Source organism: uncultured Brevundimonas sp. (assembly GCF_937863155.1).
In the GTDB taxonomy this organism is placed as follows: Bacteria; Pseudomonadota; Alphaproteobacteria; order Caulobacterales; family Caulobacteraceae; genus Brevundimonas.
The window spans coordinates 1-22,682 of record NZ_CALMFB010000054.1; the positions used below are offsets into that span (position 1 = coordinate 1).

At 65.3% G+C, this 22,682-nt stretch carries 24 protein-coding genes; 6 read left to right on the forward strand and 18 right to left on the reverse strand.

From position 1 onward, the window contains the following. Window positions 1-133 precede the first annotated feature (133 nt). Window positions 134-847 carry a hypothetical protein gene (locus Q0581_RS08170; RefSeq protein WP_298699278.1) on the forward strand — a complete coding sequence of 238 codons (714 nt, stop codon included), beginning with the start codon at window positions 134-136 and terminating at the stop codon, window positions 845-847. Here Q0581_RS08170 and Q0581_RS08175 read toward each other — a convergent pair. The 4 genes from Q0581_RS08175 to Q0581_RS08190 form a co-directional block, all read right to left on the reverse strand. Beyond that, on the reverse strand, window positions 837-1,949 hold the full coding sequence (locus Q0581_RS08175; RefSeq protein WP_298699280.1) for a DUF4238 domain-containing protein: 1,113 nt from the start codon (window positions 1,947-1,949) through the stop codon (window positions 837-839). The two genes, Q0581_RS08170 and Q0581_RS08175, sit on opposite strands and share 11 nt — an antisense overlap. A 49-nt stretch (window positions 1,950-1,998) precedes the next feature. Continuing rightward, window positions 1,999-2,886: a zincin-like metallopeptidase domain-containing protein gene (locus Q0581_RS08180; RefSeq protein ID WP_298699282.1), complete on the reverse strand. Its 888-nt coding sequence runs from the start codon at window positions 2,884-2,886 to the stop codon at window positions 1,999-2,001. Between the two features lie 73 nt (window positions 2,887-2,959). Next, complete coding sequence (locus Q0581_RS08185) at window positions 2,960-3,253, reverse strand: DUF736 domain-containing protein (protein WP_026108286.1); 294 nt, start codon at window positions 3,251-3,253, stop codon at window positions 2,960-2,962. A 333-nt stretch (window positions 3,254-3,586) separates the two neighbouring features. Next, window positions 3,587-4,177 (reverse strand): SOS response-associated peptidase, encoded by a 591-nt coding sequence (locus tag Q0581_RS08190; protein WP_298699286.1) that lies wholly within the window; start codon window positions 4,175-4,177, stop codon window positions 3,587-3,589. A gap of 151 nt (window positions 4,178-4,328) precedes the next feature. Here Q0581_RS08190 and Q0581_RS08195 point away from each other — a divergent pair, with 151 nt between their 5' ends. Next, the gene (locus Q0581_RS08195) at window positions 4,329-5,087 is read left to right on the forward strand and encodes a damage-inducible protein (protein ID WP_298699288.1); all 759 of its coding nucleotides are present in this window, start codon (window positions 4,329-4,331) and stop codon (window positions 5,085-5,087) included. Further along, on the forward strand, window positions 5,002-6,522 hold the full coding sequence (locus tag Q0581_RS08200) for a DNA polymerase Y family protein (RefSeq protein WP_298699289.1): 1,521 nt from the start codon (window positions 5,002-5,004) through the stop codon (window positions 6,520-6,522). The genes Q0581_RS08195 and Q0581_RS08200 overlap by 86 nt, the downstream gene beginning before the upstream one ends. Window positions 6,523-6,533: 11 nt before the next feature. Here the strand turns inward: Q0581_RS08200 and Q0581_RS08205 are convergent, their stop codons facing one another. Genes Q0581_RS08205 through Q0581_RS08220 form a run of 4 tightly spaced genes read right to left on the reverse strand, consistent with a single transcriptional unit; the run spans window position 6,534 to window position 10,225 of the window. After that, window positions 6,534-7,112 carry a hypothetical protein gene (locus Q0581_RS08205; protein ID WP_298699291.1) on the reverse strand — a complete coding sequence of 193 codons (579 nt, stop codon included), beginning with the start codon at window positions 7,110-7,112 and terminating at the stop codon, window positions 6,534-6,536. 10 nt (window positions 7,113-7,122) lie between these two features. Further along, on the reverse strand, window positions 7,123-8,295 hold the full coding sequence (locus Q0581_RS08210) for an XRE family transcriptional regulator (protein ID WP_298699292.1): 1,173 nt from the start codon (window positions 8,293-8,295) through the stop codon (window positions 7,123-7,125). Beyond that, on the reverse strand, window positions 8,292-9,665 hold the full coding sequence (locus Q0581_RS08215; protein WP_298699294.1) for a 7-cyano-7-deazaguanine synthase: 1,374 nt from the start codon (window positions 9,663-9,665) through the stop codon (window positions 8,292-8,294). The genes Q0581_RS08210 and Q0581_RS08215 overlap by 4 nt, the downstream gene beginning before the upstream one ends. Continuing rightward, window positions 9,662-10,225 (reverse strand): hypothetical protein, encoded by a 564-nt coding sequence (locus tag Q0581_RS08220; RefSeq protein WP_298699296.1) that lies wholly within the window; start codon window positions 10,223-10,225, stop codon window positions 9,662-9,664. Before Q0581_RS08220 ends, Q0581_RS08215 begins: the two co-directional genes overlap by 4 nt. A 126-nt stretch (window positions 10,226-10,351) precedes the next feature. On the opposite strand from Q0581_RS08220, the gene Q0581_RS08225 reads away from it, so the two are divergent. Beyond that, complete coding sequence (locus Q0581_RS08225; RefSeq protein WP_298699299.1) at window positions 10,352-13,597, forward strand: error-prone DNA polymerase; 3,246 nt, start codon at window positions 10,352-10,354, stop codon at window positions 13,595-13,597. A gap of 34 nt (window positions 13,598-13,631) precedes the next feature. Here Q0581_RS08225 and Q0581_RS08230 read toward each other — a convergent pair whose 3' ends face one another. From Q0581_RS08230 to Q0581_RS08270, 9 genes are all read right to left on the reverse strand, one after another. Then, entirely contained in the window at window positions 13,632-14,780 is a 1,149-nt protein-coding gene (locus Q0581_RS08230; protein ID WP_298699301.1) for a DUF3800 domain-containing protein, read from the reverse strand. Between the two features lie 234 nt (window positions 14,781-15,014). Next, on the reverse strand, window positions 15,015-16,007 hold the full coding sequence (locus Q0581_RS08235) for a hypothetical protein (protein ID WP_298699303.1): 993 nt from the start codon (window positions 16,005-16,007) through the stop codon (window positions 15,015-15,017). A 34-nt stretch (window positions 16,008-16,041) separates the two neighbouring features. After that, window positions 16,042-16,266, reverse strand: coding sequence for a hypothetical protein (locus tag Q0581_RS08240; RefSeq protein WP_298699305.1), 225 nt, complete (start codon window positions 16,264-16,266; stop codon window positions 16,042-16,044). After that, complete coding sequence (locus Q0581_RS08245; protein ID WP_298699307.1) at window positions 16,263-16,601, reverse strand: hypothetical protein; 339 nt, start codon at window positions 16,599-16,601, stop codon at window positions 16,263-16,265. Before Q0581_RS08245 ends, Q0581_RS08240 begins: the two co-directional genes overlap by 4 nt. Further along, window positions 16,594-17,505: a HEPN domain-containing protein gene (locus tag Q0581_RS08250; protein WP_298699309.1), complete on the reverse strand. Its 912-nt coding sequence runs from the start codon at window positions 17,503-17,505 to the stop codon at window positions 16,594-16,596. Before Q0581_RS08250 ends, Q0581_RS08245 begins: the two co-directional genes overlap by 8 nt. 91 nt (window positions 17,506-17,596) lie before the next feature. Further along, window positions 17,597-18,166 (reverse strand): hypothetical protein, encoded by a 570-nt coding sequence (locus Q0581_RS08255; protein WP_298699310.1) that lies wholly within the window; start codon window positions 18,164-18,166, stop codon window positions 17,597-17,599. Between the two features lie 71 nt (window positions 18,167-18,237). Beyond that, the gene (locus Q0581_RS08260; protein WP_298699311.1) at window positions 18,238-19,065 is read right to left on the reverse strand and encodes a hypothetical protein; all 828 of its coding nucleotides are present in this window, start codon (window positions 19,063-19,065) and stop codon (window positions 18,238-18,240) included. A gap of 93 nt (window positions 19,066-19,158) precedes the next feature. Next, a complete protein-coding gene (locus Q0581_RS08265; protein ID WP_298699312.1) occupies window positions 19,159-19,848 on the reverse strand; it encodes a Shedu anti-phage system protein SduA domain-containing protein in 690 nt (229 codons plus the stop codon). Between the two features lie 41 nt (window positions 19,849-19,889). Continuing rightward, entirely contained in the window at window positions 19,890-20,813 is a 924-nt protein-coding gene (locus Q0581_RS08270) for a hypothetical protein (RefSeq protein WP_298699314.1), read from the reverse strand. A gap of 255 nt (window positions 20,814-21,068) precedes the next feature. Here Q0581_RS08270 and Q0581_RS08275 point away from each other — a divergent pair, with 255 nt between their 5' ends. Continuing rightward, the gene (locus Q0581_RS08275; protein WP_298699316.1) at window positions 21,069-21,869 is read left to right on the forward strand and encodes a hypothetical protein; all 801 of its coding nucleotides are present in this window, start codon (window positions 21,069-21,071) and stop codon (window positions 21,867-21,869) included. 11 nt (window positions 21,870-21,880) lie between these two features. Here Q0581_RS08275 and Q0581_RS08280 read toward each other — a convergent pair whose 3' ends face one another. Continuing rightward, window positions 21,881-22,087, reverse strand: coding sequence for a hypothetical protein (locus tag Q0581_RS08280; protein ID WP_298699318.1), 207 nt, complete (start codon window positions 22,085-22,087; stop codon window positions 21,881-21,883). Between Q0581_RS08280 and Q0581_RS08285 the strand changes: the two genes are divergently transcribed. After that, window positions 22,086-22,607: a hypothetical protein gene (locus Q0581_RS08285; protein WP_298699319.1), complete on the forward strand. Its 522-nt coding sequence runs from the start codon at window positions 22,086-22,088 to the stop codon at window positions 22,605-22,607. The two genes, Q0581_RS08280 and Q0581_RS08285, sit on opposite strands and share 2 nt — an antisense overlap. The last annotated feature ends 75 nt before the right edge of the window (window positions 22,608-22,682 follow it).

The following is a 22,682-nucleotide window of genomic DNA, read 5'->3' on the forward strand; positions in this document are numbered from 1 at the left end:
GGCCGGTTCCGGCCGCTCGCCCGCCGCCCTTGAGGGCGCCCCAGCCGGGCGGTCCGCAGTTCTGCGACCGCCTTGGTCATCCGCGACAAGCCTGTGACTTGCCCCACGAAACGAAATCTGATTTCATTTCTCTATGAAGCTCGTAGATCTCCTGCCGGTCGTTTCAGAAACCCTGGGCCTTTCGCTGGCGTCGGTACGGGTCCTCGCCATGAACCTCCGCAAGCACGGTCTGATTTCCAGCGGGGGGCGCGGTCGCGGCGGAGCCGAGATGAAGGCGAGCGACCTTACGAACCTTCTTCTGGCGGCGATGTCCGGCGGCGCGGCGAAGGATGCGCACACTGCCGTCCAGCGTCTGCGCGAGGCCTCGGTCGACCCCACGTCCTCCCACCACGGAGAATCCGCCCGACCAATCGAGGACCATCCGATGTTCATGCGTCGGCATGTTCTCGGAGAGGCTCTCGACGCCATCTTCCTCAGCTATGCCTCGGGAGACGAACTCAGTGATGAGGGCTACGGATTCCCGATCACCAATCTGTTTCTCACCGTCCACTCCCCCCACACCCTCAACTACGCGGCGGACCTCTGGCTGGACAACGGCAGCGAGGACTGGACGCTTCGTTACCATCGCAACCATCCGGCCTTCGACGGCCTCCCCAAGGCGAAGTGGTCGGAGACCGCGCGCAGTCTGATGGCTGGAAAGGGCGACCTCGCCTATACCGCGCGCGTCACCTCGACGACCTTCTACGACCTCGCCGATGCGCTCGGGCAGGCGGCCGACGTGGAGGCGAGGCAGCAGCTGAAGGCGACCTTGGGCAAGGCCCGCAAGTCGTCCGCGTCTAAAGCCTGACCTGCCGGAAGCCCTCGCCTGTCACGAACCCCTCCTCGTAACAGGCGCGCCGGACAAACCCGGTCCGCGTTCCATTGTCGAAGGCTCGGGCGTCCCGACGCACCGCGAGGAACCCCGGCCATCGCCCGGGTCGAGGGCGAAGGATCTCGGTGTGGATCAGAACCTCTCGCCCTGCGCCGGGGTCGATCTCCTCGAGCGGCGCGACGGCGTAGCGGGTGTGTTGGCCGACGGTCCGATCCTGCACCGCATAGGTAGTCCGGTGGCGGCGTTCGGGTCGGTCCTGCGCCGCCGCACGAACCGCCTCTGCGAGCTGATCCCGACCCGCCCAGTCCTGGAAGAAGACATTGGCCGCGCAATTGAGGATCTGATGGGCGTTGAGCGCGTCGGCGTCACGATCGCGATCGATCGTGACGACGCCCTGGCGATGAGCGACCGCATAGACGTCGGGATCATGGAGCATCGCCAGTACGCACGGCGACAGCGGCAACAGCATCACCAGGCCCGCGTGCCTCAGGCTGAAGGGCCGATATCGCCCCCTGGGATTCTGGAGATGCCACCGGTTCGTCAGCACGGCGGGGTCATCCGACGTGATGAAGGGCGTCCGGCTTTCGTTGCGGATCACTGTGACCCTCAGATCATCGACGATCCGCATCTGCCGGGCATAGACCAGCATGGCCTCCTCGACCGCGACGCGCATGGCCTTCTTGACGTCGAAGTCTTCGCCGGGCGGCAGGACGCCAGGCAGCTGCGCCATCGCGGCCAGGACCTGGCTCGCGCTGGCGGCGGCCGCTTCGGTCCTCAAATGTTGGAGCAGGATGAAGCGCCTCAGCACCGTTCGGTCCAGGGCGCCGGGGATCGCGCCGTTGGGAAGGACACGCGCGAGCATCTGACCATAGGGCCCTTCGACGCTCTGGATGGCGGCCTCCAGCTGAGGATCCTGGCCATAGAAATAATCGCTGGAGCACTGGTTGCGCACCGGGGCGTTCGGGATCGCGCGGTCCCTGTCGAGGTTGAACAGGTGAATGGCCTTGCCCCCTCCATCCACCGAGAAGGGTTTGAGATGGGCCTTGGGTACGAAGTGCTGATTCTTGTTGTCGGCCATGATCCCGCGTCCTCACCGAGGCTGCCCCGGAGAGGACGCGGGCGCCAGTTCAAACTGGCTGGAGGCGATGCAGGTGATCGACGGCCTTCTGCGCGTGAGACGCCGCCGAGACGATGAACCGCTTGTCGTCCTTGAGCACCTGGAGCCAGTGACCGACATAGGCCGCATGATCCTCGCGCGGCTCGAGGGCGAGACCCAGGTCCGCGCAGAGGAAGGCGGCTCCGAGTTCGGCGACCAATTCTTCGCGAGCGTAGCCGGGATCGCCGAAACGCTGGCGGCCGAAGTCCCGATCAAGGCGGGTGGGGTGACGCGTCCAGTGCGTCATCTCATGGCCGAGGGTACTGTAATAGGCGTCGGCATCCTCGAAGCATTCGAACGGCGGCATCTGCACATGGTCCGACCCCGGGGCGTAATAGGCGCTCCCGCCGCCGTGACGGATGTCCGCGCCGCAGTTCCGGAAGAAGGCGTCGACGCGCGCGATCCGTTCGTCGGCATTGATGCCCTGGACTTCGGGCTCGCCGTAGCGATCCGGGAGGCCGTCGATCTGATCGACGTTGAAGACCGTGTAGGCCTTCAAGAACGGGATGCGGTGTTCGACGCCTTCTCCGGCCTCGTCCGCGTCCTCGCGGACGATCTGGTTGGCGTAGACCACCGTCGTACCGCGTTCGCCCTTGCGGACGTGAGCGCCGAGCGTCAGGGCCTGACGGAAGGTCATCCAGGTCGGCCGGGTGAAGCCCCGACCGGCCGCTTCGCCCCAGAGGAGGACGATGTTGATGCCGTTGTAGGGCGTGCCGTCATGGCGAAGGGGGCGGCTGACCGAAGTGGCGCTCTTCCAGGGCTGGGTCCAGGGGCGGACCCCGGCTTCGAGCTGGGCGAGGATCTGTTGGGTGATCCGGGTGTAGACGTCCGGGCGTGCGGGATCGGTGGGGCGCGTCATGGCGGCCTCCTCGAAAATGGATTGCGGGAAGAAGGAGCGGCGGCGCGTTCCCCGCGCCGCCGCGGCTCTTGGGTCAGCGGGACCAGATCAGGCTGTGTCCGCCCTCGACCTCCACCAGGGAGGCGTAGATCGGCGCCGGGAAGCTGGGATCGTCGAGCTTGACCGAGAGATACTCGCGGTTCTGCTGGCTCGTCTTCTTCCAGGCGGCGCCGAACTCGGTCTGGCCGGCGAAGATCCGGAAGTCGGGGGCCTTGTCGTCCGTCTTCTCGTTGGGCCGCAGGACCGCCGACTTGACGTTGAGGGTGAGGGTCTTGATCGAACCGGTGTAGCCGTCGCCCTGGGCGGTAAAGGTGCCGATGGTGGCCATGTCAGTCTCTCCTTTGCTTCGGGCCACGCCTGCCGCGGCCTCGATGGCGATCGGCAGACCGGGGCGCGGGCGGCGCGCAGGGAGAGCGAAGCGAGGCCCCGCAGCGAAGCGGAGGACCGCGGCAAGAGACTTTCTTGTTTCGCGAGGAAGGCCGTCAGGCCGGGGATGAAAGTCGCGTGAGCGGTTGCGCCAGCCGACCGGGTTTCGGTCAGATCCGCCTCATCGAGAGGCCGCGCCGGCTGGCGCGAAAAAGATGCGAGACCCCGGCCGCCCCGACCACTCCGTCATCGCCATCGGCCCCGGCACGGTCGGTCACGCCCGACCCGCCCTGGCTCAAACCGGCGCTGAGGTTGCGGCGGGGAAGACCTTCTCGACGTCGAGGCTCCCGGCGGGCAGAGCCCGCAACAGTTCGGTCTGGGATCGCTGAAGGTCGAGCCAGGCCGCGCCGTCCTCGGGCCGAAGCACCACGATCTGCCGGTCGTGATAGGGGGCGATATCCTCCCCCGGCTCGGTGGTCAGCATGGCGAAGGCGCCCTCCTTGATCAGGCCCGCCACCCAGAAGAGCCGCTGGCCGGACAGGGTGAAGCGCCATTTGGTCTTTCGCTTCTGTCCGGGCTCGGGGTCGGTGAACTCGAAGAAGCCGTCCGCCGGGATCAGGCACCGGTGCGAACCCTCGAAGGATCGCCCGTCGGAGCGGAAGTTGAAGACCGGGCGTCCACCCGGCCCCTTCCAGGCCCAAGGGGTCATGACGGCCTCGGGTCCTTCCTCACCCATTTGAATGATCGGGGCCCGATCCCCGATGCGGATCGAGGCCATCGGGCCGAAGTTCGGCATGCCGCCGGGAAAGACGAGCCGGTTTCCCGTCAGATTGAACGCCGCAATCACATCGTCGAACGGCAGGATGAGTTGGTACTCGTTGCACATGACCTGAACTCTCGTGACGTCGAGCCGAGGATTTCACGGCTCCGAGGTCGCCGCAAATCCCGGGGGAAAAGGCGCCGGCCGGATTGACTCCGGCCCCACCTTCGAACCAGAACATTTCAGGAACATTATAGAGGCGAGGAGGAGTTCGTCCATGCCGGCCGCCCGCTCGGCCCACTTCGAGGACTTGCGTGCCAAGGTTCGCGCGCTGGAGCAGGCTGACCGTCGCGCGGTCGGTGTGCTGCCGTTCGAAGTGGCGACGCTGGATGCCGCCCTGCCGGGCGGAGGTCTCGCGCTCGGGGCGCTCCACGAGGTGGCCGGGGGCGGCGACGACGCCGTTGGCGGCGCGGCGGCCGCCCTGTTCGCGGCGGGCATCGTCGCTCGTCTGCCCGGACCGGTTCTGTGGTGCATCACCCGCCCCGACCTGTTCGCTCCTGCGCTCAGCCATGCAGGGCTGGGGCCGGATCGGGTCATCTACGTCGAGGCGGGCGACGAGAAGGCGCTGATGGCGTGTTTCGAGGAAGGCCTGCGTCATGGCGGGCTGGCGGGCGTCGTCTGCGAGACGTCCCGCTTGACCATGACCGCCTCGCGCCGGCTGCAGCTGGCCGCCGAGACGTCGGGCGTCATCGGCCTTGCTGTCCGGCGATGGCGCCGGGCGGCGGAGGCCGCCGACTTCGGCCAGCCGACCGCGGCCGCCACGCGCTGGCGCGTCAGCGCCGAGCCATCGGCGCCCTTGCCGGTCCCCGGGATCGGCCGGGCGCGATGGCGGATCGAACTTATGCGTTGCCGCGGCGCCGACGCGGCGGACTTCATTCTGGACGCTTGCGATGAGACGGGTCGTCTCGCTTTTCCTGCCGAACTGGCCCGTCGATCGGTTGCGCCGCCGGCTGGGCGCCGACGCGCCGCCGCCTGAGCATCCTCTCATCCTCACGGGCCGGATCGGTCGCAAGCGGGTCGTGACGGCCTGCAACGCCGCCGCCGCCGCCTCCGGCGCGCGCGTGGGCATGGCCGCGACCCAGGCCCAAGCCCTGATCCCGGGCTTGGACGTGAGGGACGCCGATCCGCATGGCGACGCCGAGGCGCTGGACCGCCTCGCCCTGTGGGCGATGCACCGCTACGCCCCCGTGTGCCAGGCCGATCCGCCCGAGGGACTGGCGATCGACGTCACCGGCGCCGCCCACCTTCAGGGGGGCGAGGCAGCGCTTCTGCGCGATCTGGCCGCGCGCCTTCAGGGCGTCGGCGTGACCAGCCGGGGCGTCATCGGCCCCACCTGGGGCGCCGCCCATGCGGTCGCCCGTTTCCGCGCCGACCAGAGCCTGATCGCGGACGACGGCATCGATGCGGCTCTCTCCTCTCTGCCGCTAGAGGCCTTGCGCCTCCCGGCGGGCCTTCCCGCTGGACTGAGGCGGATGGGGTTCGAGCGGATCGGCGACGTCGCCCACCGGCCCCGCGCGCCCCTCCAGCTCCGTTTCGGAGCAGAGCTGGGTCGGCGTCTCGACCAGGCCTATGGCCGGTCCGACGAGCCTCTCATTCCGGTCGAGGCGCCCGAGACGCCCCGCGTCGAACGGGTTTTCGCCGAGCCGATCGGCGCCCACGAAATCCTGGCCCGGTACGCCGGCGCCCTGGCCGAAGACCTGTGCGTACAGTTGGAGGCGCGCGGCCTGGGGGCGCGGCGGCTCGACTGGCTCTGCTACCGCGTGGACAACCGGATCGAGGCGGTTCGCGTGGGTCTGGCTCAGCCGGTGCGCGATGTGCGCCGGCTGAGCCGGCTGCTGACCGACAAGATCGAAACGATCGCGCCCGGCTTCGGCATCGACCGGATGACCCTGGCCGCCAGTGCGACCGAGCCGCTGAACTGGCGGCCCGCCGCCGCGCGTCTCGGCACGGAGACCGCACCGGACGTGTCCATGCTCGTTGATACGCTGGCGAACCGGATCGGCGCCGACCGGCTCTACCGGCTGTCTCCGGTGGAAAGCGACGTCCCTGAGCGCTCCACACGCAAGGTCGCGCCTCTATCCGCCCCGACGGGCGGGGTATGGGCGCCGGAATGGCCGCGCCCGACGCGACTGTTCCGCAGACCGGAGCCTGTCGAAACCATGGCGCTCCTGCCTGACAACCCGCCGACCCATTTCACCTGGCGCGGTGTCCGTCGCCGTATCCGCCGGGCGGATGGCCCGGAACGGGTCTTCGGCGAATGGGGTCGCCGCGACGCGGAGATGTGGGCGGTCCGCGACTATTTCCAGGTCGAAGACGAGGGTGGCGAGCGCTTTTGGCTGTTCCGCGCCGGCAACGGCGAGGACGCAACGACCGGTTCACAGGCGTGGTTCATCCACGGCCGCTTCGGCTGATCGCCCCGGCGTCAGACCCCGGCCCTGCGCACACGCGCCGGCAAACTCCGGCAACTTATGGCGCGTTCGGCGCCCACGACCCGCACGATCTCATCGGCATGATGATCGGGCACGCGCATCCGTGCGCCGGTCAAGGCGCCAAACAGCGCGTCGCCGAAGTCCGGGCCGCAGGCGTCTCGCACCTCCGGCGACAAGAGCAGGTCCACTGTGGACAAGACCTCAAGCGTTCCAAAACGCCGCGCGGCGATCAGCGTGGCCTTTCGTTCGTCGATCAGTGCGCTGACGCCCAGTCGATGGGCGCAAGCCAGGGTCGCCGCCTCGCCGTCGTCGAGCGTTTCCGCGGCCGAGCCACTCACCAGAGAGACGAAAAGCGCCTCATCCTCGGCGGCGAGCGGCACCACCTCGGTCAGACCCATGTGCAGCAACGCCGCCATTTCGTCAGCGGCCCGTCGTCCCTTGGACCGACCCCGCTCCAGCTCGGCCAGCGCCACGTCGGTGATGCGCAGCGGGACCGGCGTGGCGCGAAGAATGACGTGCGCACGCTCTGTGGCGATGAGATTGATCCAAACACTCGCGTCCGCGATCCTCATGCGGCTCGCCTCAGACCAGAAGCCGGGGAGAGTCGTCACGGCCGACCTCCTCGTCCTCATAGGCGTCGATTAGCGCCCGCACATCGACCCGGTCGAGTTGCAGCAATTGAGCGATCTGGCCTTCACTGAGCAACGACTTGGCCCAGGCCTCGCCCACCAGAAGTCCGACCCGCATCGAAACAGGTCGAGCGGCGTCAGCCCGCCCCTCATCGGGCGCGACCGCCTCTCCCAAGACCTGGCGCGCCTGTTCGTCGGTGATGCCGCCATTGTTGACGAACCAGTCCCAGGTTCCGGGTTTGGTCAGTCCGATCTCCTCCAGCCGTCTAACCATGGCCTCGCGAGACACGCCAAACAGGTGGGCCATGACGATGACATGGCGCCGGGTGAGTTGGGTCGCACCGACAGTGACGGAGTTGAACTGGGACATCACCGCGCGCGCCGGAGTGAGCAAGGCCTTGGCGAACGCGATGGCGTATCGCTCTTCGCGGCTGGTTTCGGGCGAACCGGCGTAGAGAGCGTCAGGGTGCTTGCGAGTCGAAACAAAATGACCGAGCTCATGCGCGGCGGTCTGCGCCCGCCGATCCTTCGGGTGCGACGCGTTCAACAGGATGCAGGCGCCGGCGACATCATCGAATGCGTAGAGGCCCGAGATCTTCGCAGGCAGTCTGCGGGTGAAAATGCGGGCGCCCAATTGGAATTCCAGGACCGACACGATGTCCTGAACCGGTCCGCTCCCGATCCCGAGCCACTGACGAAGTTCGGCCGCGTCCTGTTCGGCCTGTAGAACGACGTTGCCCGGCGACAGAGGGCGTTCAGGCGGGTCGTTTCGCACGCGCTGGACGCCGAGCAGCGCCTCAAGCTCCAGCTCTGCCTGGACAAGGGTCGTCAACAGCTCCACCGCCGCTTCGACCGCCGCATCCGGCTCGCCGGTACGGCGAAAACGCGGCTTCAGATCGATCTGCACCGCCTCGCGTCGGAGCAGGGCGTTGACCGACACGTTGTAGACCGAGGCGAACCGCTGCAGCTCGTCGAGGCGCGGGCGGCGCTGACCCTGCTCGATCGCGACGACGGTGGTCCGTGCGATCTGCAAAGCCTCAGCTGCGGCGGCCTGGGTTACACGGGCCGCTTCCCGGGCGAGCCGCAAGCGCTCGCCTATCTCTTCCGAGGTCAGGGCGTCGCTCATGGTCGCGCGCTTGCGAGCTTCGAGACGAATGAACGCGGCCCGAGGGCTTTCCTGAAAGCGCGCCATTCCTCGGCGTGCCGCTCCAACATTGAACGCAACTGCTCTTCCACCTCTGCCGGGTCGCCCCCCAACGCCTCGGCGGCCACTCGCGCGGCATGCTTCAGCTGGCGCGCGTGTAGAGGCGATTCCACAAGGTCCGCCAAGTGGTCCATGTGAAGGACACCCGCCACCGCATAGGCCCTCAGCGCCGGAGTGAGCTTAACGAAGCCGTCGACGACGCCATCCTCGTACTGCTCGGCCGAGAGACGTTCCCAGACGTAGGCGCTCGCCGGTTCATCGATGCCCGCCGACAGCATGCTGACCCGTCGCAACATACACGCGGCGCAGACCCCGCATTGACGTCGCTTGCCGTCGACGCCGGTCTGACGCGATTGCTGCCAACAGGACCGGGTGTCAGCCCAGCTCGGCGGTTGAGGCAGGGCGTTCGCCGCGCGCAGGGTCTCCCCCTTGGTGCTGAACAGTCGGGGATAGTCATAGCGGATCTCGCGCCCGGTCAGGGCGAGCAGCAACCGCTCCATGCGGCGCGAGAAGGTCGGGTGGACACGATAGTCTGGGTAGATCTGGCCGCTGACGGCGAGCATCGGCCCGAAGGCGCCCTGGCCGCTCTCGGTGACGACGATCCGTTCGACCTTCGCCAGAATGGCGGCGATGCCGGTGACGGCGGCGAATTTGAAGCCGCGCGAGCGCGCGGAGGTCTCCACCCGCTCGCTGGAGTTCACCTTGTAGGGCACAACGGTGAACGGCTGCCTTTTCTTCTTGCTTCGAGGCTGGTCCACACCTCCAGCGCCGAGGCGGACGCGCACAAGGCCGGCCGCCCCTTCTTTCGCCGCCACAAGCGCGTGCACGGCGCGTGAGTCTAGCCCGTCACTGTACGGCATGATGGTGGTGACCCCGCCCGCGAGATCGAGGGTGGTGGTCCGCCGCTCGACGGCTTTGCGGCGCGGCAAGAAGGTGAAGCGCCAGACGTCGCCGGTCAGATAACCCAAAGCGTCCTGGAGGGCGGTCTTGACCGCCTCTCCATTCCACAGGGCGGCTTCATGTACCGCGATGCGCAGGTCGAAGTGGCGGCTCCACTGGTGCAGCGGGCGACGTTTGACGGCGTCGCAGAACTCAGCCGCGCCGGCGACCACGAGCAGGTCGATCAAGGTCGGGTTCCAGTCCGCGAAGAAGTAGTTCTCGAGCCCTTCAATATCGAGCTCGATAACCTCGCCGATCACTGCGGCGGACGATCCAGCGCGCACGTTGACGCCGGGCTCGAGAACATCAACCAGAAAGGCCGGCTGTTCGCCAATGAGGGTGAGCGCAGTCACAGGGCGACTCCTTCATCCAGACCGCTTCGGTCCACCTTCGCGGTCAGAGCGCGACGCCCCGCTCCGCGCGCGAGCCCTGAAGCCAGTTGCGCGAGTTCACCCGAGCTGATCGCCGCCGCGAGGTGGTTGCGGAGACGTCCCGCATCCGGCGACCGTTCGCGATGGTAGTGCTCCTCCATCTGGCGGGCGCCCCGGACCGCACGGTCCTCGAGAAAATGTTCGATGCTTTTCTCGTAAGCGGCGGCGCCCAGTTGGGCGTCCCTCGCCTGGTCGTGGGCATGATCCGCAAGCAGCGCCTCCATGGGATTGGAGGCCTGGGCGCGCAGACGTTCGGTTTCAGCGACCGCAATCTCGGAGAAAAGGCGACCGCGATCATCGTCCCCGAGCGCGGCCTTAACCGCATCAGCGAAATCCGGACGGATCGCCGCCCACTCCTCCACCAGCGCTGGGCGAAAGGCCTCAGCGACCTCCGCGACAGTATGCGCGGCGTTTTCGGCGGTCTTGGCCAAGGCCTTCCAGACCTTGCTCATATCGAGGGTACGGTACGGACCATCACTCATCAGGAACCTCCATCGATAACAACGTCGCCCGAATCATCTGACATTGTCAACCATTCTGGATGTCAAAGCTGACATTGTCAGGGAGGGGGCGTTGACGAGCCCCTTGAATGAGAACACAACGCGAACATGACCACGCGCTATGTGGAGCTTCAGTGCGCCTCCTACTTCTCGTTCCTGCGTGGCGCGAGCAGTTGCGACGAGCTGTTCGCTCAAGCGGCCGTCTGCGGCCTGGAGGCGCTCGCTGTTACCGACCGGAACAGCGTCGCCGGCATCGTGCGGGCGCATGAGGCCGCCAAGGCGACGGGGGTTCGACTGGTGATCGGCTGTCGTCTCGAACTCGTCGATGAGACCGCCATACTGGTCTATCCGACCGACCGGGCCGCCTATAGCCGCCTGTGTCGATTGCTAACGCTCGGCAAGGGGCGCGCCGGCAAGGGCAGCTGTCGCCTCGACTGGTCCGACCTGGCGGACCATGCCGGGGGGCTGATTGCCGTGCTCGTCACCGATCGCGCCGATGCGGCTTGCCGCCGACGCCTCTTGGCCCTCGCCGACATCTTCGGTGCTGATGCCTATTGCGCCCTGACTCTGCGCCGCCGCCCCCGGGACCAGATGCGGCTGCATCAGCTTTCGGAACTGGCGCAGGATCTTAGGGTGAAGACCGTCGCGACCAACGACGTCCTCTTCCACCACCCGGACCGCCGCATTCTTCAGGACGTGCTGACATGTATTCGCGAGGGCTGCACGATCGACGATGTCGGCTTCAAGCGGGAACGATCGGCCGATCGTCACCTGAAGCGTGCGGAGGAAATGCACCGGCTGTTCGCCCGCTATCCGGACGCCCTGCGCCGGGCAGTCGAGATCGCCGACCGCTGCCGGTTCAGCCTCGACGAGCTGTCGTATCAGTATCCCAGGGAGGCCGCCCTGCCCGGCCTAACGCCGCAACAGGCGCTGGAGCGACTGACCTGGGAGGGCGCGGCCGAACGCTATCCGGACGGTCTGTCGGACAAGGTCCGCGCCAGCCTGAAGCATGAGCTGACGCTGATCGAAGCCCTGGGCTATGCGCCCTATTTCCTGACGGTGAACTCCATCGTTCGCTTCGCCAGAAGCCGGGACATCCTCTGTCAGGGCCGAGGATCGGCCGCCAATTCGGCGGTCTGTTTCGTGCTGGGGATCACCTCGATCGACCCTGGCCGTAATGACCTGCTGTTCGAACGCTTCGTCAGCCAGGAGCGGAAGGAGCCGCCGGACATCGACGTCGATTTCGAGCACGAACGGCGCGAGGAGGTGATCCAGTGGGTCTATGAGACCTATGGCCGCGATCGGGCGGCGCTATGCGCCACCGTGATCCGCTACCGGTCGCGCGGCGCTTTGCGCGACGTGGGAAAGGCGCTCGGCCTGTCCGAGGATCTGATCAAGACGCTGTCCTCCCAGGTGTGGAGCTATTCCAGCGAGGGGATCGAGGATCGACATGCAGAGGAGCTGAACCTCAACCTCCAGGATCGCCGACTGCGGCTGGCGCTCGACCTGTCCCGCCAATTGATCGGCTTCCCCAGACACCTGAGCCAGCACCCCGGCGGCTTTGTTCTGACGGACGACCGTCTGGACGATCTTGTCCCGATCGAACCCGCCGCCATGAAGGACCGTCAGGTCATCGAATGGGACAAGGACGACATCGACGCCCTGAAGTTCATGAAGGTCGATGTGCTGGCCCTGGGCATGCTGAGCTGCATGCGACGCGGTCTCGATCTGCTGCGCGAGCACAAGGGCGTCGCCCTCGAGCTGGCGACCATCCCGGCCGAGGATCCGAAGACCTACGCAATGATACGTAAGGCGGACACGCTGGGGGTCTTCCAGATCGAGAGCCGAGCGCAGATGGCCATGCTGCCCCGGATCAAGCCGCGCACCTTTTATGACCTCGTCATCGAGGTGGCGATCGTCCGGCCGGGGCCGATCCAGGGCGATATGGTCCATCCCTATCTGCGACGGCGCGAGGGTCGCGAGCCCGTCGACTATCCGACGCCTGAGCTGGAGCGGGTGCTGGGCAAGACGCTCGGCGTCCCCCTGTTTCAGGAACAGGCCATGAGGGTCGCCATCGAATGCGCCGGCTTCACGGCCTCGGAGGCCGACCAGCTCCGGCGCGCCATGGCGACGTTCAAGTTCACGGGCGGCGTCAGCCATTTCCGGGACAAGCTGGTCTCGGGCATGCTCGAGCGCGGCTATACGGCGGAGTTCGCCGAGAAGACCTTCGGTCAGCTCGAGGGCTTCGGCTCCTACGGCTTCCCCGAGAGCCATGCGGCGTCCTTCGCCCTCATCGCCTACGCCTCGTCCTGGCTGAAATGCCATCATCCGGACGTCTTCTGCGCCGCCCTGCTCAATGCCCAGCCGATGGGGTTCTACGCCCCGGCCCAGATCGTTCGCGACGCGCGGGAGCACGGCGTCGAAATCCGGCCGGTGTGCGTCAACGCCAGCCGATGGGACTGCACGCTGGAGCCTACCGACCGCGAGGATCGTCTCGCGGTTCGACTGGGCCTGCGCATGGTGCGCGGCCTGGCGAATGCGGACGCCGCCCGCCTCGTGACCCACCGGGACGGCGGCGTCTTCACCACCGTTGAGGACCTGTGGCGACGGGCTTCCACGCCCGTCGGCGCCCTGACCCGGCTCGCCGAGGCGGACGCCTTCCTCCCGGGGCTGGGGTTACAGAGGCGCGAGGCCCTGTGGGCCATCAAGGCGCTTCGCGATGATCCATTGCCGTTGTTCGCCGTCGTCCAGAACGACGGCGCGACGACACCCGAGGTCTCCGAGCCGACCCTGAACCTGCCGGCCATGCCGGAGGGGCAGGAAGTCGTGGAGGACTACAGCCACGTCGGCCTGACCTTGCGGGACCATCCGGTGACCTTCCTGCGGGACACCCTGCAATCGCGCCATGTCATGACCTGCGCCGACGCCTCGGCCATGCGTGATCGCAGGCTGACCCGCGTCGCCGGCCTGGTCCTCGTCAGGCAAAAACCCGGATCGGCCAAGGGGGTGATGTTCATCACCATCGAGGACGAAACCGGCGTGGCCAATCTGGTGATCTGGCCAAACCTCTACGAACAACAGCGCCAGATCGTGCTCAGCGCCAGCCTTCTCGTCGTGGACGGCAAGGTCCAGCGCGAGGGCGACGTCGTCCACATCGTGGCGACCCGTTTGCACGACGGGTCCGACCTTCTGGCGTCGCTGGGCCGGCGCGCCTCATTCCCACTCCCCCATGGTCGCGGCGACGAAGTCTATCGCGGCAGCGCCCCCGATGCCCGCACCCCCAAGGTTCGCGACATCTACATCCCTGATCTGTCGCTCGAAGCCATCAGAGTGAAGACCCGCGACTTCCGATGATGTGCCCAATCACGCCGTCCGTAGAGAGCAATCCCTACGAGTCGGAAGGCCGCACCATCGGGTCGCGGCTGGGCAACAAACCACACCGCAGGACGTCGCGGTCGGACATCATCAGGTTCATGCCTAATCCAGGCGATGCATCGAGGGTGTGAGCGAGACGACGAAAGACGGCTCGATTCTCACGAGCCTGTGGATCGCCGGCGAGGCAGCCGCGAGCATGCCTCATCGCGAAGCCGGCGATCAGGTCAGCGGCTTGTACTCCGGAGGATGCGGTCGATGGCGTGAAGGTCAGGTCGCCCGACTCCACGAACCGGTAGTCTGCCCTGGCAAGGTTGATCACTCCTTCAGTGCCGGCCAAACCTTCGGCAGCCTGTTTCGATGAACGGAGGATCTCCGCGAAGTAAGGCTGATCGTCGTGGATGATCTGGACGTCCGACAATCGTCCGTCCCTGAGCTTGTTGATGCGAGCGTAGAGGTTGGTGAAAGCCGACAGGTGCGGCAGAATCCAGACATCCTTGCCGGTGTGCCCCGGGTCAGGGCGCGGAAGATAGCGCCGCTGAACCTCCAGCTTAGAGGCACCCGCCTTCCGGAAGTCCTTCAGGCTGTCGAGGGTGAAAAAGCGGATGGCGTTCGCAGGATCTTCACGCGGAGGTCCGGGTGGAAAGCAGTCCAAGACCGCCCGGAAGGCAGCCTTCAGGCTCGCCTCTCCCGGCTCGCGACAGGCCTGAATGAAGGCGTCATAGACGCCGGTCGAGGCCATCTCGTGAAATCGCTCGGCGAGCTGAGCCCGGAACCAGAGCGCCTTCGGCTCATGATCGGACGCTGACAGGGGGCGCAAGATGAGGGTGTTGATCATGGTGGTTGAGAGGGTGAAGCGCTTGTCCATCACCTCCAGCAGGACACCGCCATGCAGCGCGTCGATCCCATCAAGCAACTCCGAGATCACGGCCGAGGTCGCATGGCCCTTGCTCGATTTCAGTTCCGTGGCCTGAGGAAAGCGCCTTTCCCGGATCGCCTCCAGCCGCTCGGCCAAGCCAGCTTCATCCTCGACCCCGACAGCCGCCAGGACGAAGATCGGCTGTTGTTTGAAGTCAAGACCGGCTCCTGCCGTCGACAGGTCGCCGCTCGTCCCGCTTTCGTCGAGGAAGTAACGCGCGGGAGCGACGTAGTCGGCCTGTTTCATGGCGTTATCAAACGACCTCTCGTACAGAGGCGAGATGAGCCCGAGAGGCTCCAACTCGCCGCTTTACTTCTTGCGTACGGCGGAAATGAACGTCGCGACGGCAGCGACGAGCGCTGCGAAAGCGGTCAGCCAATTCGGATCCATGGGTGTGCTCCTTGAATGGAGCCCCCCCTTTCACCGAGTTCGGAGCGGACGACAGGAGGCGACCACTGCTCGTCCCCTCCTGAGCTGACATCATCCTCCGTCCGCCTCGGGGGGATGGACCCACTCCGGCCTCGGACGGTACTCGACCCGACCCTCGCGCTGCTGAAAAAGTTCGCGGATATGATCCTTGATCCAGTCCGGATCTCGGCTGAGCGGCCAGTCGTCAGGGAGCCGTTGCGAGACCATCCGCGCGCACGCACCGAGTGACATGGCAGCGTTGCCCTTGATTAGTGATTTTGCCAGTTCGCGGATCGGCTCGGTCTTGCGCTGACTGTTAGCGCTCCGGGTCCCCGTGCCCCTCTTGCGGCCTTTGGCTGCGCGGTGATCCCTCAGGGCGGAATCGAGAAGTTGTTGCTCGGCCTCTGCGCGCCCCATCAAATAGCCGAAGGCGACATAGGCCTTCTCATCGGACTCATGGACGGCTTCATGCAGTGTCAAAACCGCTCGTCGGTAGGTTAGCGGCATGTCCGCCGAGGGCCGAGGGAAATCGGGCACCGGCTTATCGAGCCGATCATCGAGATCCTCGCAGCCGAGTAGACGTTCTAGCCGGGAGACCAGCCCATTATAGGCTCTATCGAAATCGCCGAGGTCGATCTGTGTGGCCGTGGCGGTTCTGGCGAATAGCGGGAGTGGAGGCTCCGCAGCCTTCATCTCTCCGTCGGGCGTGAAAACCCAGAGATAGACCAACTGGCACTCGCGGTTTTCTTCAACCTCGAGAGCTTCGAACGATCCTTCCAGAGGGTATGGCCGCACCAGCGCGATCTTGATGGTGCTGCCTGCCGGAGCGTCGAGATAGCCGCCGTTGTCGCGCCAGTGTTCGACCCAATCGGGCGGCGTCCATGGGAAGACGATGCGTGGACCAAACCGGAAGGTCTGCCGTCCGTAGGTTCCAATAGGGACCACAGGCCGCCACTGATCCTTGTCGATGTCCCACCGCAAGTCGAACGACACGCCATCGATGACGACCGGCTCCTGTGCGTCGAACGCCCGGCTGAGTTCGAGCCGGCGCATGAAATCGTCCATGTCCGGCTCAGATGCGCCCATCGCAACCGCTGGCCTAGAAACCCGTCACAAGATTGATCTTGTTCGGCGTAACCCCGGGCATGATGCGGAGGCCTTGATAGATGACTTCAACGTCGTCGCCGCCGTCCTCGGCGGGCTGCGGAGTCAGACCGGTCTCCCGGCAGAAGTCGTCCCAGAGCTCGAAGCCCACGGTGACGCCGTGAAGATCGTCTCCGTGATAGCCGTGGATAGCGCGATCCACCTCATCCTTGACACTCATGCCATTTCCTCCTGACTGAAATCGACAACCGCAAGAACGTCGCCCGCGAGAATCGGGGCGCCCCGGACGACGCCCCGGTTCGGCGTACAGACCATGTAGATCGGTCCAGGATTGTAGGCCTCCAAGATCGCGATCACGGTCTCGCCGTCGACGTCCTTTTCGCCGACGGTCGCAATGAGCTCGCGCCTGTTGTGCTGATACACGACACGGTAGACCTGACGCTCGGTTGGCTGAAACGCCTCCTTCGCCATCGTCGTGCGGATTGTGGCGTAGACCTCGTCAGCCGTCTCGGCAGAGTCCGCGAACGGTATGAAAAAACCAGGCGCATCAGACATCGTCAGCGGCCTCCGACCGAAGTTGAGCCAGCCGCTCCTGGCAAACCGTCACCGTCAGCCCGCGCAGAATCTCGACGCGCTCCGTGAGCCACGCCAGCTCCTCGTTGCTGATCTTGTAATGTTCGGAGTAGCGCGCCTTGACGTAGGCTTCGCGCAATAACTCAAAGCAGCGGCGCTCGAACTTGGTTTCGCGCGGCCAAGCCTCCGCGAGACGGGCGTCGATAGCTTCAGCTTTCTTGCGAAGGAAGGCAAGGTTGTGCGCCTTGCCGCTGTAGAGCGTCACGACCAGCAAGATGCAGTGGTACAAGTGCTCCGACGCTTGGTGCAGGCTGAATGCCGCCAGGTTGCTGCTATCGCGCTGGGCGTAGAAGACCGCTCCAGCCTGAAACTCCTTGGAGCTGTGCATCCACTTCGAGAAGAAGCCTTCGGCTTCAACCAGCGCAGCCTTGGCTTTGATCGATGCAGGCTTGTGCAGCTTGCTGCCGGGCGTGTCGAAGAGCGTGACGCCGTCACGAAGGATGTCAGCGAAGAAGTAACGGCCCCGATCGAGCTGGTCATTCACGTCATCTAGACTGTGAACGATGATGCTGACGGGCGTCCGGATTTCGCCTTCGCCCGGCATCGTCCGGTTCGTCGCGTCGAACCAGAACTCGCCGTCGGTCAGGTCCTCATGATCGACGATGACCAACAGATCGAAGTCCGAGAAATACCGACCGACCGGATCGTGGACCCAATCGCCTCGTGCATAGGATCCATAGAGGATGACTTTCAGGATCCTGCCGTTCTTCAGCCGCTCGGCCCGACGGGTCGCAACCGCTTCCTCGAATGAGGCGCGTATCACATCGACGACGTGACGCAGTTCGGACTGCTTGGGCAGCGGCAGATGATCGAGTGTCTTCTTCACTCGGCGAGTCTCCCCGATGGCCTCGCCGCTAGCAAGGCATGATTGAATCTTCTGCACATCATTCGGCGTCTGCTCATCCCGGGGAACACGTCTACTTCGGGACGGCCGCCTTTAAGTCCCTGAGCTGCCCCTCCACGATCCCCGTCGCCATGGCGCGGATCGCGTCGGCGCTCTGGGGTTCCTGATCGATCAGATCCCGCACCTGCGCCAAGGCCATTCGCACGAACGACAGGCAGACGATCGCGCGTTTGTCTGGAACCGACAGCGACCGGCTCGGCCCCATCATCGCTTCAATCACCGCCTCAGTTCTGCGATCGAGTTCGGCGAGACCCTCCGTCGCCCGAATGTCGGGACGCCACGCGTGGCGGGACAGCATTCCGCCACGATAGCCCCACTCTATATCCGCTAGGCCGTTCTCCTCGACCTGATCCGCGAGACCGCGCAAAAGCATGGCGGCATCGGCCAGGGTTTCGGGGTTGCGGCTTTTGTAGGTAACGCCGCTGATCGCCGCCGCGACCATGGCTTCGGCGATATCCCAGCCGATATCCGTCTTGGACGTATCGAGGCTCGCGGCGTCGAGGTCGCGCCCCTTGAAGAAGGCGTTCAAGGCGACATCATAGACCTGTGCCTTGTGTTTGGTTCTCTCCGAAATCGCGCCCATGGCTCTCCCCTCAGTTCGGCTGAACTGAGGGCATACCGAGGCGCAGACGCGGCGCAAGCCACTGACACTGGCTACTTGCCGAGAAGATGGCCTGCGTAGGTCGCCAGCAGAGCGCTCACGGTTCCGATCTTTCCACCCGCCGCGACCCAGAATGCCAGGCCGACCAGGCCGGTCCCCACTGCGGTCCCTACCCCACGATAAAACCCCTCCTCCACCATCGCGAGCCGTTTGCGAGCCCAGCTGGTGATCTTGCGCACACAGTCGTCCAAGATCGCGATCGCAGCGGGAAGTTCGTCGGCCGCCAGGTCGTCCTTGACCGCTCGGGCGCGCAAGGTGACGAGCGTCTCCCTGACGGCCTCGTAGTCTTCGGTGGAGAGAGCGTCCGGCTCCGGCGGCCCGTTGTGGCCGGCGACCTCCTCTTCCTCGTGAGGCGTGACCTGTTCGAGGGCCGCCAGGGCGTCGTCGATCGCATCGACCAGCGCGCTGTCCGGCCGCTTGGTGAGGGCAACCAGAGCGTCCTCCCCCTCTGTGCTGCGGAACAGGCGATACCACGAAACCAATTCGCCGCCCCGGGCGGGATCTACAGAGGGAACGGCTTCCAGCTCGAGGCACAGATGCAGATCGCCTTTGGTCAGGATGTAGACGCCGCCGACGTTGGCGAGGCGGAAACCTCGGCTGATCGTGGTCGGGCCAAGCGTGCGAAACGCAGCCGGTCCCAACTTGGTCAAACTGAGTGTCGCCCCGTAGCTCAGCGTGAAACCGTCGATGGGGCCCAGATTGAGCTCGTCTTCGACGAAGCGAACCGGCACCTTGAAACGCTCTCCGGCCGCCTCGATAACGAGATCCAGCTCCCGCCTCTCGCTACGCACTTCTCCATAGTCGAGTTCGGTGAAGATCAACTTCGGACTCCGTGGGCGCCCTTCAGGACGTCGAGAATGATGTCTGAGCTTGGGTTTGGCTCACCTTGCCGATTTGTCAGTGGGCCAAAGCTATCAGGTGGGCTCGAGGCTGAAAGGCCGCGAGTTGGGAGTGAAGCCGACGTCCACACGCGCATTGACCACGATGCGACGGTAACTCGCCACATCGATGTTGGATGAAGTCCGAACGAAATTGGAACGAACCGTGCGCTGGGCTTCGCTTTCGGTTCGGGAATCGCCGATCAGGATCAGCGCGCCGGCGGGCTGAGTGATCCGCGGGATGCGAGCGTGGCTCCTGATGGCGTCGATGTATTCCCGGAAGTGGGAGAGGTAGCCGGCCGCCTGGCTGACCGCCTTGTGGCCGGAGGGGCTCATGCCGCCCCCTTGGGCGTCCGCAAACTGGGTGTCGAACCGCTTGAGCTCCACAATCCACCAGTGATCGCCCAGCGATGACCGCGTCACAGCGAGGAAGTCGGGTATGAGACCGGGTTCGCCCGTGGCGGCTTTCGGCCGGATCATCTGCTTGGGATAGACCCAGGTGCCATGGTGGCCGGATTCTCGAATGGCGTACTGCACGAGGTAGGGATTCTCGGTCAGGCAGACTTGGATCGCCTCTTCCGATCCGGCGTGGAGGGCGTCCTCGAAACGATCCACCACCTCGGCCGTCAGGTCGGGCCGCATGCCAAAGGACGAGCCCGGGAACTCGCGCTCCGCCTCGGTGCGGCGTTCTACCCAGTAGGCGTCATCCATGTGCGTCAGCTTCATACCGACAGGTCTAACGCAGCCATCCCGCGAAATGGAGTGTCTCAGTCAGAGCGGGCGCGGCGACGGCGGGTTCTGGACCCGGGTTTCGCCATCACCTTTGCCTTCGCCGCCGCTTTCACCGCTGCCTTCGCGAGCTTGGTGTCGATCCTGAAGATCGGCAGGCCGGCGATGACCTCGCACATGGCGCCGTTTTCGGCCCTGTAGGGATGGTTTGCAGGGATCGCCTTGATCTCCTCGATCGCAGCCTTGTAACGCCGCCGCAGCCAGAGAAATTTTTCCTGCACGCTGGCGTCGTCGTGGCGCAGGCCGTCGCGGATCAGGATGCTGAGACAGCCGAGATAATCGGCATAGAGATCGTTGTCGCCGCCGGTGATCGCGACGACGGATCGCCACGAGACATAGTCGAAGAAGTAGTGACCATCGGTGTCCTTGGTCATGAAATCGGAGACGTAGCCGGCTTCATCCTCGGGGGAATGCTCTGAACGACGCGCGGCGCGCGCGACCTTGAGCACCTTGGGATCGATGAGTACCCGAGGATATTTCGCAACTTTCGACTCCAGCCGATAAGCTTCATTCATCGCAGGGCCGACAACGTGGCGTTTGGAATGGTAGAGCTTGCCGACCGTGACACCGCCGCGCACCAGGAAGCCCCGTTCAGCCAGATCGAGAACGCCAAAGGCGATTTCGTTCAGGAGCAGGAACACAGCTGACGGCTCCGACACCTTGTACGAGACGACGATGCTGTCCGAGAACTGGGTGACCTTCTGGCTTTTCAGAACGCCCTTGTGAGAGGCGCCGATGCCTCCGACAATATCCATTGCGGCGACCAGCCGGGCCAGATGCGCAGGCTCACGCGCAGAGCGTTCGACGTGTTCCTTGAAGCCGAGGAAGTCGAGAAACAGCACCAGCCGCGTCTGGTATCGGGGCGCTTTTTTCTTTTTAGATTCCGTATTGGCACTGGTCATGGGACGAACATAGTTGCGCGTTGGCGTTTCGCCACGACTGACGGTTGCCGATCAGCGCGCCGGACGGCCCGTCGACAGGAGCGTCCGGGATCCCTTGCGCAATGTGCGACTCACGGCATTCTCTTGTCCGGGTTAGGCGCCTGTGACCTGTCGCCGGGTCAAACGTCTCGTTCCTTGCTTCCCCATCCTCGGCCCCACGTTTCCTCGTGTGCCGCAGTGTAATCGGCGACCTGCGCACCCATTGAGGCAAACGCCATGGTCGAACTCGACATCTTCCTGAACTCCGTCACCCTGGACCGGATGAAATCCGGCCTCCGGTTGATCGCTCCGACAATCAAATCCTCTCACCGCACCGAAGCGCTGGCGCGGGGACTGGGTTTCCAATCGAACGCCGAGCTTCGGGCTCGTCTTGCAGACGCGGGACCGCGGCGGCTCGATCCTTCGGCCTTCAGCCTTTATCTGACTGCGCGCGGCTTCGAAGCGCCGGCGTCGCTTCTGTTCCGAGCTGCGGCGCACGCCATCACCCTCAACGCGATGGACCGCGACGACCGTCTCCATAAGTGGGGATGGGGGTTCGGGCAGCCGAAGCGGCGGGACGACGGCCGATGGGAGACCCCTCATCAGCACTACGACCGGATGCAGGAGTACCGGGAGGAGCTGAAAGACATTCTGGTCGCCGATCAGGTGCTGCGCGCCCTCGCCATGCTCGCCGAGGTGCCCTCCACGAAATCCATTCGCCCGGATACCGACAGCTATCGTCTCAAGCACATCGCCGAGAACTTTCCCTGCACATATCCCGATGGCGAACCTTTGGGACCGGACTACGTCGCCAACGGCCCGCTGATCGTGGCGGCGACGCACCTCGGCTTCCGTTACAAGACGGGCTACGACGGTCAGGGCTATGAGTGGCCAAACGTGACCTTCAACATGTCCCAGTCGCACCTTCTTGAACTCGACATCAGGTGCCGGCCCAACGGTGCGCGTGCGCAGGACCGTCGGCGAAAGCAGGATGCCAAAAAGTTCGGCTCCCTGTGGCCGCAAGCGAGAGCGGCGTAGCAGGCGCTCCATTACCGAAGCTCCCCGCCCTTGATGTCCCGCCATTGATCGGTCACGTCTCGCGGGGAGCTCATCTTGCGACGTTGCGCAGAAGGCGGCGACGACGCCCACCGCATGCGCGCGAGAAGTTCGGCCTCCTCGTTGTCCATCGCATCGACGGTTTCGATGCCGAGGTCGACGCTCCGGCCGTCATCAACGATGAACTGATATTCCGCCATGAACCCTCGCGCCGGGGCCTGGGATCGGGCCGACCATGCCGCGCTGGCCATACGGACAAGCTCCACAGGCGTCAAACATCCGCCGGAGGGCCGCGAGCGGCAGAGGCTCGTGCAGGTTTCGTCCTTGTTTTCGCCCGCTCATCGCCCGGCGAAGGATTCGTTAAGGGCGGCGCTTAGAACGGTGTTCAGCTTCGACGGCGTAGCGGAAGGAATGAGCTTCCCCGTCGCCGTTCCCGACCGCCGCATTCTTCCGCGCCAGAAGTGCGCCGAGCCGTGCGTGGTTCACCTCAGCGCAGGGGAAATGGCAGCGGCGCGGTTGATCCAGTCGGATCTTCATGGCGTCCGCCTGCGTCTGCTTGAGCCACGCGAGGCGACGCAGGACACCGTCCTGGTCCGGCTGGAGGACGGCCGCGAACTTCTGGCGAAGACCCGTTGGCGCATCGGCGATGTCCTTGGCCTTGAACGACTTCCGTTCAGCGCCGAACGGGTGCGTCCATTCCGACAGGACGCGGCGGCCTAAGCCGGAGATGTTCCGGCGCCGCCTGCGCACAAAAAAGCCGCGCGCCCCCAAAGGGCGCGCGGCGAGTTTCCGGAC